Genomic DNA, 11982 nt, shown 5'->3' on the forward strand with positions numbered 1-11982 from the left:
TTAGACGCGACAGGGCTTTAGCGCACCATTCACGGTTCGGACGAGAACCCTTGCGATGCACCTTTGAGCGCGGCGGCAATCTCGCGGGCGAGCGCCTCCGCGCGATACGGTTTGTGCAGCAGCGTGACGTTCGGGCGCAGCACGCCATCGCGCGAGATGATGTCGCGCGTGTAGCCCGACACGTAGATCACCGGCACCGGGCGCACTTGCGCGAACGCCCATTCGGCCAGATCGGCGCATTTCACGCGACCGGGCATCACCACGTCCGTGAGAATCACGTCCACGTCGATGCCGCTTTCCAGCACGCTCATGGCGGCATCGCCGCTGGCGGCTTTGAGGACGACGTATTGCATCGCTTCCAGAATCGCCACGGTCGATGCCAGCACGGCGGGGTCGTCGTCCACCACGAGCACGGTGGCGCTTTCGGCGGGCGTGGCGAGCGCGATGGCTTCGGCGGGCGCGGTTTCATCGTCGAAACTGCGGGGGAAAAGGATCTCCACCGTGGTGCCCACGCCGACCGTGCTCGACACCGCGATATGCCCGCCGGACTGCTTGACGAAGCCGAACACCATCGACAGGCCGAGTCCGGTGCCGTGGCCTTCCGGCTTGGTCGTGAAGAACGGTTCGAACGCGCGTTCCAGCACATCGGGCGCCATGCCGGTGCCGGTGTCGGATGCGGAGAGCCGCACGTAATCGCCGGGATGGATGTCCTTGCCCTCGCAGGCGGCGGCATCGAGCGTTTCGTTGGCGCAGACGAGCGTGAATTTGCCTTCGCCGCGAATGGCATCGCGCGCGTTGATGGCGAGATTGAGCAGCGCGTTTTCGAGTTGATTGCGGTCCACGCGGAAATTCCACGGCTGATCGGGCCGCAAGGTCGCGATGCCCACGCGCGTGCCCAGCGCGTGCTGCAAGAGTTCGTGTAGTTCGTCGAACAGCCGTCGCGGATTGATGACCACGGGCGACTGCGGCTGCCGCCGCGCGAACGAAAGCAGTTGCGAGGCGAGCTTCGCGCCGCGCTGCACCGCTTCCATCGCGGCGTGAACGCGCTCCGGCACGCGCGGGTCGGTCGGCGGCAGATATTGCAGCAGTTGCAGGTTGCCGCTGATCGCCTGCAGCGTGTTGTTGAAGTCGTGCGCGACGCCGCCGGTCATCGCGCCGAGCGCTTCCATCTTGAGGCTCTGGCGCAGTTGCGCCTCCACCGCGACGCGCGCCGCCACCGCCTCCGCGATCTTGCCTTCCAGCCCGCGCGTCAGTTCCCTGAGACTTTCCTCGGCGATCTTGCGATCGTGAATATCCACGATCACGCCGGGAAAACGGCGCGGGCGGCGTTCGGCGTCGTATTCGCAGCGGCCCGAGGCGAGAATCCACAGCCAGTCGCCGTCCTCGGCACGAACGCGGTATTCCGCGCGAAACGGCGCGCCGTTTTCCAGCGTGCGCGCGATGAGCGCCGTCACGCGCTCCACGTCATCGGGATGAATCACCGCGAGCGCGCGCTCGATCGGAAAACCGATCTCGGCCTCGCGCATGTCGAAAGAGAACGTGCGTGCGAAACGCTCGTCGCCCTTCACGCGGTTCTCCTGAATTTCCCACACGAACGCGCCGCGCACCGCGCCGGAATTGAGCGCGAGTTGCAAGCGTTCATCGGCCTCGCGAAACGCTGCTTCCGCCGCCGCGCGATTGCGTTCCAGCACCGTGCGTTCGGTCGTTTCCACGACGATGGCGAGCGTCCCGACCGGCACGCCTTCATCGGACGCAACCGGGCTGTAGTGCAGATCGAGCCACGCTTCGGTGGGCTGACCATTGCGCGCCAAGGCGAAGCTGATATCGCGATACGACTGCGATTCCCCGCGCAATCCTGCTTCGACAACCGTGCGATTGAAATCCGCCGCTTCGGGCCACGCTTTGGCAATCGGCATGCCGAGAATGTGCGGATGCCGCGCGCCGGAGAAGCGCGCGTAGGCATCGTTATAGAGCAGCGTGCCTTCTTCGCCCCAGAGCAGCGCCATCGGCAGCGCGTTGCTCAGCATCACCTGCACGACCGAACGCAGATGTTGCGGCCACTGTTCGATCGGGCCGAGCGGCGTCCCGCGCCAGTCGAAGCCACGAATGGCGCGCGCCGTTTCGCCGATCCATGAATCGAGTTGGAGTTGATCGGAGAAACGGGGTGTCAAAAGCGGGCGTCCTTGGTAAGAATTTCGCGGGTTTCGGGCGATGAAGCGGTTTGTCAGACGTACGCAGCAAATCGCTCGCCTGAGCGCGTCGAAAAAGCGCGTTCGTGCGCATGCCCGCTATTACGGCACGGACGCCGCCGACTTGAAACCCCGCTGCGCGCTCATTCATGCTTCGGCCTGCGTACCGCTCGCAGTTTGCCCGAACGTCCGCCGCCGCAAAAGAACCGCGTCGCACCGTCTGCTTCCAGTCCCGACACGCCCACGCCCTCGGGCATATCAAGCTTTTCGATGACTTCACCCGATTCGGGATCGATGCGCCGCAACTCGCTCTCGTCGTTCTCCCAGGTGGCATGCCACAGTTCGCCCTCGACCCACGTCACGCCCGTCACGAAGCGATTGGATTCGATGGTGCGCAGCACCGCGCCATCGCGCGGATCGACCTGATGGATCTTGCGCGCCTGATATTGCCCGACCCACAGCGTGCCTTCCGCCCACGCCAGCCCCGAATCCGCGCCGCCGCCCGGCGCGGGAATGGTCGAGAGCACGCGGCCCGTCTGCGGATCGATCTTCTGGATGCGGCTCTCCGCGATCTGATAGAGATGCTCGCCGTCGAAGGCCGTGCCCGCGTGCGCGGCGACATCCAGACGGCGCGGCCGCTCGCCGGTGTCGGGGTCGAGCGCGTTAAGGGCATCGCCGGAGGCGAACCAGACGCGCTCGCCGTCCCACGTCACGCCGTGCACGCCTTCGATATCGTCGAACGGTCCGTATTCGCGGATGATCTCCGCCTTCACGTGTTTCATGTCGGCTTCTCCCTTTGGCTTGATCGAAGCTCCATGCTATTCGCCCGCCCACGCCGCCGGGAGTAACAAGGCCGTCGTGAATCCGGGCATGGGCGGCATCATCCAGCGGCGCGCGCGGCCGCGCCCGAGCGCCTGCACCTTGCCCGCCGATGACAACGCCTCCAACGCGCGCTGCACCGTGCGCTGGCTGGCGTTGAGCGCCAGCGCGAGCGCCGAACTGGACCACGCTTCGCCATCGGCGAGAAAGGCCAGCAGCGGCGCGTAGGCGTCCTCCGTGGGCCGCGCCAGCACGACGACCTCCACCGCATGACGCGGCGCGAGCACGAAGCCGCGCGGCGTGGCATTCACCGTGGCGAAGGCACGCAGCATGGCGCGTAGCCGTCCCATTTCCACGCGCAGCCGCGCGCGATGCGTCTCGTCCACGTGCCGAATGCGGAATGCTTTCTCGATGAGCGTATCGCGTGCGGCATCGGCGGGCCATGCTTCGGCGAGCGTGCGCAACAGCGTGAACAGCACCGGGCGCGTCGCGAACGACACCGTGTTGCCCGTTTCGTGGATGCCGTTGCGGCACGCATCCACGACGAACGCTTTTGACGCGAGGCACGCTTCGATTGCTTCGAGCGTGAGGAGCCGTTCCTGACCGCGTTGGATCGCGCGCGCGGCGGGTGCGTCGAGCAGCGCTGCGGCCTGCGCCACTTCCGCCGCGAGCGCGGGAATGCGCGCGCGCCGCGCGGCCGCGTGTGCGCGAGTGAGTGCATCGCGGGCCGAAGCCGTATGCAATCGCCGCATCGCGATGCCCGCCTCGATCAGCGATTGCACCGCCAGCGCGGCGGGCGGCAGCGCGTTCGCATCGAGTTGAGAAAGCAGGCGTTCGGCTTCATCGAGCTTGCCGATGAACGCCAGCCGCCGCACTTCCAACGCGCGCGCGTGCGCCGCGTTGAGATGATCGCCGTGAGCATCGAGCGTCATGCGCGCATGGTCGAGCGCTTTCGTGGGCCACGCGAGTTCGCGCGAGGCCAGCGCGATCTCCGCTTCCGCGACCACGCAACGCGCCCGCGCCACCGCTTCCTTCGCGCCGAACGCACGCGCCGCGCGCTTCACGAGCGCTTTCGCGCGAGCGAATTCGCCGAGTTGCGCCATCGCGATGCCGCGCAACGCCAGCGCGGGCGGATCGTCGCGCAGCGCGACGCGGTTCAGCGCGCCGAGCGGATCGCCCATGGCGAGCGCACGCGCCGCTGCGGTAATCAGCGAGTCCATGAAGCGATTCCCGTCACACTTGTCACTCCCTCGGTGGATAAACCCGGCCCTAATCTAACACCGTGTTTTCTATCGGCCTGCGGGCGAGGGACGCATCATGCAGACGGTTTGCGGTTTTTTCGTTCGGCGAGCGCATGTGATTTTCATGATCGCCGTGCTCGTGTTCATGCTTGCTCATTCGATGTCGCCGCCCGTCTACGTATTTTCTCCGATGTGGATGCAGCCCTGCGGCCGCTCGTGGCTGCGCGGGGCGGCATCGTTCATCGCCATGATGACCGCGATGATGTTGCCGTCGTTCGCGCCGGTTTTGCTGCGTGTGCGTGGTTTGCAAGCGCGAGTGCGCATGAGCATGGCGTATTTCGGCGTGTGGGCCGCGTTCGGTGCAGTCGTGTACGCGTGCGCGCCGTTGCTTCCGTTCATGTCGATGAGCGTGGTCATATTGGCGGGTTTTGTACAGGCGAGCGAATGGAAGGCGCGGCGGCTGGCTTGCTGTCGTGCTGCATCGGCAAAAGGAGGCTTTATTTACGGCCTGCATTGCGTTCTGAGCTGCGCGCCGCTTACGGCCGTTCTACTCGTCACCGGCGCGATGAACCCATGGATCATGCTTTTGATGACGATCGTCATAAATGCGGAACGGCTCGCACCGAATGGCGCGGACATTGCCAAAGCCGTCGGCGTCCTGACGATGCTCACCGGCGTCGTGTTTTTGAGCATCTTCTAAAGACCCCGCCGCATCCGCCGATATACCTTTCGCAGGCGCAGCGCCGCCGCGCCTTGCGCAAACCACTTCGGAAAAGACTTCGGAATACCTATGTTTTCGACAATCAAAGGCCGCCTGGCACTGGCGATGGCGCTCCTGAGCGCGCTTCTCATCGGCATCGGTCTGGTCGGTCTGATCGGCATGACGCGCGCCAACGGCGTGACTTACGAGCTTTTCACCAATCAGATGCCGAGCGCGGTGTCGGTCGGCAATGCCGAAATGTACACGGCGCGCGAGCGTCTGAGTTTCGACCGTGCAGCGCTGAACACGGGCACGCCGGCCGCCGACGAAGCCATCGACCGTGGCGCGCTCATGCGCAAGACATCCGACGATGCTTGGTCGAAATACGCCGCCTTGCCGCAGGAAGCCGATGAAAAAGCGCTCGCCGACAAGTTCAACGAACAACGCCTCGCGCTGCAAAAGCTGATCGACGGCGGTTATGCCGACATCCGCGCGAAGGATCAGGCGAAGATCAATGCCGATGCCAACGCCATGCAGGCCGCCTTCACCGACCTCGCGAAAACCGGCGTCGAATTGCGCACGATGCAGTTCGAGCAAGGCAAGGCCGCGTACGAAGCCGGTCAGGCGCAATTCGCGTGGTTCCGCACCATGAGCATTGCCGCGATTCTGGTCGGTCTGGTCGCCGCGTTCTTCACGTGGTTCTCGCTGCGCCGCCGAATCATGGGTCCGCTCGATATCGCGCTGGCGCAATTCGGCGTGATTGCAGCAGGCGATCTGCGCCGCGATATCACGATCACCTCGAACGATGAAATGGGCGCGTTGTTGCGCGGCCTCGCGACCATGCAAGCAAGTCTCGTCGATACGGTGCGTTCGGTGCGCTCGGGCAGCGAATCGATTGCATCCGCGACCAAGCAGATTGCGGCGGGCAACGTCGATCTTTCTTCGCGCACGGAAGAGCAGGCGTCTGCGTTGCAGCAGACCGCATCGAGCATGGATCAACTCACCGGCACCGTGAAGCAGAACGCGGATAACGCGCGTCAGGCTAGCTTGCTGGCGGCGAATGCATCGGATATCGCGGGCAAGGGAAGCCATGTCGTGTCGCAGGTGGTCACGACGATGGGCGAGATCAATCAAAGCTCGTCGAAGATTGCGGACATTATCACTATCATCGAGGGCATTGCTTTTCAAACCAATATTCTCGCGCTCAATGCGGCGGTAGAAGCGGCGCGTGCGGGTGAAGAAGGACGCGGCTTTGCCGTGGTCGCGGGTGAAGTGCGCACGTTGGCGCAACGTTCATCGGCGGCGGCGAAGGAGATCAAGGAACTGATCGATACATCTGTGGAGCGAGTGCAATCGGGGGCTTCGCTGGTGGACGAAGCAGGCCGCACGATGAGCGAGATCAGCACTGCGGTGCAGCGGGTGACGGATATCATGGGTGAGATTGCTGCGGCATCCGAGGAACAGAGCAGCGGTATCGAGCAAGTGGCGCGGGCTGTCACGCAGATGGATGAGGTCACGCAGCAGAACGCGGCGTTAGTCGAGGAAGCGGCGGCGGCGGCGCAATCGCTTGAGGATCAGGCTGGTGTGTTGCGGAGTGCGGTGCAGACGTTTCGTCTTCAGGAGGCTTGAGGTTCTTTATTGGCTGGTAGTTGAGGTGTGGCTTTTTTTGTGCAAGGGGCTGCTGGTGTTTGGGCTTTTATTGCAGTAGCCGCCTCCCCGGCGGGGGGGTAACTTTCTTTGCTGCTGCAAAGAAAGTCACCGAAGAAAGCAGCTTTTACCCCCATGCACGATGGCTGGAAAGGGTTGGTCTGGATTAACGGATGCAATGGCCGTAATAGGACTTGACTCGGTTGGTTTAGCGTTTGGGCAACCTGACGATTTCGCGCTCGAATTCTTTAGTGTTAGTGGAACGCAGTCATTCTTTCGGCCATGCGCTGCGCGCGCCGGGAGCTTTAGAACGGAATCCCGCAGCGTGCTCGTGCCCAGCCACATCAAGCCTCCCCGCTTTATTGCTATTCGGTCCAACCTTGGTTAGTGCTCCGACTAAAAGGTGACTTGCGTTGGTGTGCGCGATTTGCCCGGAAGCGCTTACCAAGGTAGGGCGCAATGGGAGAGGTGCGATGCGGTGTGATGTGGCTGGGCGCTGATACGCTGCGGGATTCCGTTCTTACGTTCTCGGCGCGCGTAGCGCATGGCCGAAAGAATGAATGCGGTCCACTGAGCGTTGATTCTTCGAGCGCGTGATCGCTAGGTTGCCTAAGCGACTCGTTACGCGTGGAAAGTCCTATTGCGACCACTGTATCGTTAATCCAGACCACCCTTTCCAGCCAGCGTGCGGAGGGGTAAAAGCTGCTTTCTTTGGTGACTTTCTTTGCAGCAGCAAAGAAAGTCACCCCCCCGCCGGGGAGGCGGCTACTGCATAAACAACACAAACAGAAGCAGCCCTTCTCTAGACCGCTTCCATTCCGCGCCCAATCTTAACCGCATCCATCTCACCCGAAGTCATAAACCCGAACAACTCACGCGCAGCCCACGGCGAACATGCCCGAGTACAAATCGCCGCCTGAAACACGGTAATCGCCTGAACCTCGTCAGGCAAAGACCCGAGTATCTCGATGCCCCCCACGCCCACCAATTCGCTCATCTGCTGAAACCCAAGCGCAACCTCACCACGCGCGATCAGCGTACCCACCGCGACGCCCGGCGGCGCCTGAACAATACGCGCCACGACGCGTTCCTTGATGCCCCAGCGTTCGAGCAATTGCATAAGATGCACGCCACTCGGTCCCGTCGAATAACCGATGCTGCGCGCCGCAAGCACCGCCTCGCGGACATCGGCTGCATTGCCGATCGAAGGCCGCACCGCGCCCGCGGCCACCGCCATCGCGATACCCGAACGCGCAAGCCCCACGCGGCTGGTCACATCGATACGACCTCCAACCGCAAGCTTATCGATAGCACCCGACGCGAGCACGACGAAATCAAAAGCCTCGCCCTCCTCCACGCGCCTGAGCGCCGCCACGCCGCCGACGGATTCGATCATCACGCGCCGGCCCGTTCGCAAAGCATAGGCATCCGTAATATCGGCCAACACCTGTCGCGTGGCCATCGACGAAATGCCGGTGATCGCAACGTCGCTCATGGTCAGTCGATATAGCGCAATCCCGCTTTTTCCAGCGGTCCGCGCATGTTGTACATGTCGAGGCCGAGCACGCCATCCGCGAGTTTCGCGCGCTTGTCGGCTTCGAGTGCTTCGCGTGCAGTGGCTTTCTCCAGCACCTTTTCCGCCGATGCCGATGGCACCACGACGACGCCATCGTCATCCGCGACGACTACATCGCCGGGCGTCACAAGCGCGCCCGCGCACACCACGGGAATGTTCACCGAGCCGAGCGTCGCCTTGACGGTGCCTTTCGCGGAAATCGCGCGGCTCCACACGGGAAAGTTCATTTCGGTCAGCACGCGCACATCGCGCACACCGCCTTCGATGATGAGTCCACGCGCGCCACGCGCCTTGAAACTCGTCGCGAGCAAGTCGCCGAAGAAGCCATCGGTGTTGTCCGCCGTGCATGCAGCCACGACGATATCGCCGGGACGGATTTGTTCGGCGGCGACGTGCATCATCCAGTTATCGCCCGGTTGCAGCAACACGGTGACCGCTGTGCCGCCCGCCTGCGCGCCGACGTAAATGGGCCGCATGTAGGGCTTCATGAGGCCGACGCGGCCCATGGCTTCGTGCACCGTCGCCGAGCCGAGCGCGGCGAGTTTTTGCGCGACGTTGCCATCCGCGCGATTGATGTTGCGATAGACCACACCGAGTTCGACCATGATCAGCGTCCTTGTGCCTTGAGTGTTGCGTCGAGCCGCGAATACACGCGTCGCGCATTGCCTTCGTAGATCTTGTAGCGCGCTTCGGGCTCAATGCTGGCCGCCTCGACATAGCGCTTTGTATCGTCGAAATAATGCCCTGTTTCAGGGTCGATGCCGCGTACAGCACCGATCATTTCGCTCGCGAAGAGGATGTTGTCGACGGGGATCACGCGTGTCAGCAGATCAATGCCCGGTTGATGATAGACGCAGGTATCGAAGAAGATGTTGTTGAGCAAATGATCCTTTAGCAAGGGCTTTTTTAGCTCTTGCGCGAGGCCGCGAAAACGGCCCCAGTGATAGGGCACTGCGCCGCCGCCGTGCGGGATCACGAACTTGAGCGTGGGGAAATCGCGGAACAGGTCCGAGGTCAGGCATTGCATGAATGCGGTTGTGTCGGCGTTCAGGTAATGCGCGCCGGTGGTGTGGAAACATGCGTTGCAACTCGTGCTGACGTGGACCATCGCGGGGATGTCGTATTCGACCATCTTTTCGTAGATGGGATACCAGTATTTGTCCGACAGCGGCGGGCTGGTCCAGTGGCCTCCCGATGGGTCCGGGTTCAGGTTGATTGCCACATTGCCGTATTGTTCGACGCATTTCACCAGTTCGGGGATGCAGGTTTTCGTGTCGACGCCGGAGCTTTGCGGCAGCATCGCCGCAGGGATGAAATGTTGCGGGAACAGTTCGCTCACGCGGTGGCAAAGTTCGTTGCAGATCGCGGCCCACGTGCTCGAGATTTCGTAATCGCCGATGTGGTGGGCCATGAAGCTGGCCCTTGGGCTAAAGATGGTGAGATCCAGGCCTCGTTCTTTCATCAGGCGGAGTTGGTTTTTTTTTATCGATTCTTTGAGTTCATCGTCGGTGATTTTTAAGTCGGTGACTTTGGGCTTTTCTTTTGGGTTGCTTATGCTTGCGATTTGCTGGTTGCGCCAGGTTTCCAATGCCTTGGGGGCGGTGGTGTAGTGGCCGTGGATGTCGATGATCATGGGTTTGCTTTTTTGCTCCGTGTTTGGGGTTGCGTTTTGTCGTGCAAAGGGCTGCTGGTGTTTGTGTTGTTTATTCAGTAGCCGCCTCCCCGGCGGGGGGTAACTTTCTTTGCTGCTGCAAAGAAAGTCACCAAAGAAAGCAGCTTTTTACCCCATGCACGATGGCTGGAAAGTGTTGGTCTGGATTAACCATGCAGTGGCCGCAATAGGACTTCCCTCGGTTAGTTAAGCGCGTGGGCAACCTCGCGATCACGCTCTCAAATAAACAACGCGCGGTGGACCGCATTCATTCCTTCGGCCATGCGCTGCGCGCGCCGAGAACGTAAGAACGGAATCCCGCAGCATGCTCGTGTCCTGCCACATCACACCTCCCCACAGACTTGTTATTCGGCCCTACGCTCGCTAGCGCTTCCATGAAAACTCTATGCTCTATTCGAGCGCATGTTCACAAATGCTTTCCTATCAACCGCACGCTCCAGCCAAGGTACGGCCGAATAGCAATACAGCGATGTTGCCTGAGGTAGCTGGGCACCAATACGCTGCGGGATTCCGTTCTTACTCTCTCGGCGCGCGTAGCGCATGGCCGAAAGAATGACTGCGGTCCACTAACAGCCCGTTGAAATATCCCTGAATGAACGCGCGCTCGTTTATCCGCAAGAGCTAGCACGATGCAGTGTTTCAAATGAATTGACGCCAACTTTTCTTTGATTCATCTGCTGCCAATGCCGCTTTGCTTCTCGCTTACGTTTTCAAGCTGCCCGAGCAGCAAGCGTTCGCATGCGGGTCAAGTTGTACGCCACCTGAGTCAGCAGAAAAAGTTGGTCGACTCGCTTCAGACCTCGATACATCGCCTGCCGAATCCGCCCGACGGTCTTGCCCCATCCGAACACCTGCTCGATGCATTTGCGTTTGCACTGACTCATTGCATAGCCGGGCCATCGCGTGGTTCGAGCGTCGATCGCGGAACCGCCCGCGCGTGCATCGTTTTGCGCCACGTGCGGTGTCACGTTGTTCGCGCGACACGTCGCCACGAAGCCAGCCGTATCGTAGTTCTTGTCGGCACCGACCGTTATGGTCGTACCGGCACATTGCGCAGCATCCGCAAGCATCTGCGCGGCAGCGTCGCGTTCGGCCGTGCCGCTGGCCTGCGTGACCTGCGCGTTGACCACGAGACCATGCCGGTTATCGGTCAGCACGTGACCCATGTAGCAAAGCACCGCGCCCGTGCCACGACTCTTGCGGAACAGTCGTGCCTGATTGTCCGTGCTGGATTCGTGTGTGTCGTTGCTGCGTTTCTCGCCGCGCCAGTTCTCCTGCGAGCCGTCTCCGCCCTCAGGCGGCGAATCGTCATCCGGTTTCGTCTTGGGCACGAAACTCTTGTGCCCCGCCCACGCCTGAATGAGCGTGCCGTCGACGCTGAAATGCTCGCCCGACAGGTGACCTCGCCCGCGCGCCGTCTCGACAGTCTCGTTGAACAGGCTGACCATGACATCGTGGACCATCAGCCGGTCGCGGTTCTTGCTGAAGGTGGAGTGGTCCCAGACCGCATCGTCCATCGCCAGTCCGACGAACCATCGAAACAGCATGTTGTAAGAGATTTGCTCCATCAGCATGCGTTCGCTGCGAATCGAATACAGCACCTGCAACAACAGCGCGCGTATCAGTTTCTCCGGCGCGATGCTCGGGCGACCGCCCTTGGCCTCGCTCTCGTACATGCGCGAAAACACCGCGTCCATGCGCGTGAGCGCCTCGTTCAGCCACAAGCGAATGGGTCGCAGCGGATGATTGGCCGGAACGAAATCGTCCAGTCTGGACATCGTAAACATCGATTCGGTATAGCCGTCGGGGCCGCGCATCGCTTTGGTCTCTGTGTCGTTCGATTCTTTAGATCAACGTTTCTGCCTTGCGTATGGATGACTCGGGAGGAGGGTATTTCAACAGGCTGCTAAGCCTTAGCGTTTCAAGCGGGTGATCGCTAGGTTGCCTAAGCGGCTTGTTATGAGAAGGAAGTCCTATTGCGGCCACTGTATCCGTCAATCCAGACCAACCCTCTCCAGCCATCGTGCATGGGGTAAAAAGCTGCTTTCTTTGGTGACTTTCTTTGCAGCAGCAAAGAAAGTTACCCCCCCGCCGGGGAGGCGGCTACTGAATAAGCCAAACAAACAAGAGCAGCCCCT

General features: G+C 61.7%; 9 protein-coding genes. 2 read left to right on the forward strand and 7 right to left on the reverse strand.

Annotated elements, in window-relative coordinates:
- Positions 1–29 precede the first annotated feature (29 nt).
- The 3 genes from ACZCWR_RS24355 to ACZCWR_RS24365 all read right to left on the reverse strand — a co-directional run bounded on the left by ACZCWR_RS24355 (position 30) and on the right by ACZCWR_RS24365 (position 4228).
- Complete coding sequence (locus tag ACZCWR_RS24355) at positions 30–2171, reverse strand: ATP-binding protein (protein ID WP_487305610.1); 2142 nt, start codon at positions 2169–2171, stop codon at positions 30–32.
- Positions 2172–2332: 161 nt separating this feature from the next.
- The gene (locus tag ACZCWR_RS24360; protein WP_487305611.1) at positions 2333–2971 is read right to left on the reverse strand and encodes a Vgb family protein; all 639 of its coding nucleotides are present in this window, start codon (positions 2969–2971) and stop codon (positions 2333–2335) included.
- A gap of 36 nt (positions 2972–3007) precedes the next feature.
- A complete protein-coding gene (locus tag ACZCWR_RS24365; RefSeq protein WP_487305612.1) occupies positions 3008–4228 on the reverse strand; it encodes a helix-turn-helix domain-containing protein in 1221 nt (406 codons plus the stop codon).
- Between the two features lie 145 nt (positions 4229–4373).
- Here ACZCWR_RS24365 and ACZCWR_RS24370 point away from each other — a divergent pair, with 145 nt between their 5' ends.
- Positions 4374–4949: a copper chaperone gene (locus ACZCWR_RS24370; protein WP_487306134.1), complete on the forward strand. Its 576-nt coding sequence runs from the start codon at positions 4374–4376 to the stop codon at positions 4947–4949.
- Positions 4950–5039: 90 nt separating this feature from the next.
- On the forward strand, positions 5040–6578 hold the full coding sequence (locus tag ACZCWR_RS24375; protein ID WP_487305613.1) for a methyl-accepting chemotaxis protein: 1539 nt from the start codon (positions 5040–5042) through the stop codon (positions 6576–6578).
- Between the two features lie 820 nt (positions 6579–7398).
- Here the strand turns inward: ACZCWR_RS24375 and ACZCWR_RS24380 are convergent.
- From ACZCWR_RS24380 to ACZCWR_RS24395, 4 genes are all read right to left on the reverse strand, one after another.
- A complete protein-coding gene (locus tag ACZCWR_RS24380) occupies positions 7399–8091 on the reverse strand; it encodes a substrate-binding domain-containing protein (protein WP_487305614.1) in 693 nt (230 codons plus the stop codon).
- A gap of 2 nt (positions 8092–8093) precedes the next feature.
- Positions 8094–8777: a 4-carboxy-4-hydroxy-2-oxoadipate aldolase/oxaloacetate decarboxylase gene (gene ligK / locus ACZCWR_RS24385; RefSeq protein ID WP_487305615.1), complete on the reverse strand. Its 684-nt coding sequence runs from the start codon at positions 8775–8777 to the stop codon at positions 8094–8096.
- 2 nt (positions 8778–8779) lie between these two features.
- Positions 8780–9805: an amidohydrolase family protein gene (locus tag ACZCWR_RS24390; RefSeq protein WP_487305616.1), complete on the reverse strand. Its 1026-nt coding sequence runs from the start codon at positions 9803–9805 to the stop codon at positions 8780–8782.
- Positions 9806–10554: 749 nt separating this feature from the next.
- Positions 10555–11661 (reverse strand): IS5 family transposase, encoded by a 1107-nt coding sequence (locus ACZCWR_RS24395; RefSeq protein WP_487302694.1) that lies wholly within the window; start codon positions 11659–11661, stop codon positions 10555–10557.
- Positions 11662–11982: the final 321 nt, after the last annotated feature.

The organism is Caballeronia sp. A2-2, assembly GCF_057612605.2.

Coding starts and splice junctions, on each gene's coding strand:
- ACZCWR_RS24360 (WP_487305611.1), bottom strand. CDS start 2,971: ATGAAACACGTGAAGGCGGAGATCATCCGCGAATACGGACCGTTCGAC.
- ACZCWR_RS24365 (WP_487305612.1), bottom strand. CDS start 4,228: ATGGACTCGCTGATTACCGCAGCGGCGCGTGCGCTCGCCATGGGCGAT.
- ACZCWR_RS24370 (WP_487306134.1), top strand. CDS start 4,374: ATGATCGCCGTGCTCGTGTTCATGCTTGCTCATTCGATGTCGCCGCCC.
- ACZCWR_RS24375 (WP_487305613.1), top strand. CDS start 5,040: ATGTTTTCGACAATCAAAGGCCGCCTGGCACTGGCGATGGCGCTCCTG.
- ACZCWR_RS24380 (WP_487305614.1), bottom strand. CDS start 8,091: ATGAGCGACGTTGCGATCACCGGCATTTCGTCGATGGCCACGCGACAG.
- ligK (WP_487305615.1), bottom strand. CDS start 8,777: ATGGTCGAACTCGGTGTGGTCTATCGCAACATCAATCGCGCGGATGGC.
- ACZCWR_RS24390 (WP_487305616.1), bottom strand. CDS start 9,805: ATGATCATCGACATCCACGGCCACTACACCACCGCCCCCAAGGCATTG.
- ACZCWR_RS24395 (WP_487302694.1), bottom strand. CDS start 11,661: ATGCGCGGCCCCGACGGCTATACCGAATCGATGTTTACGATGTCCAGA.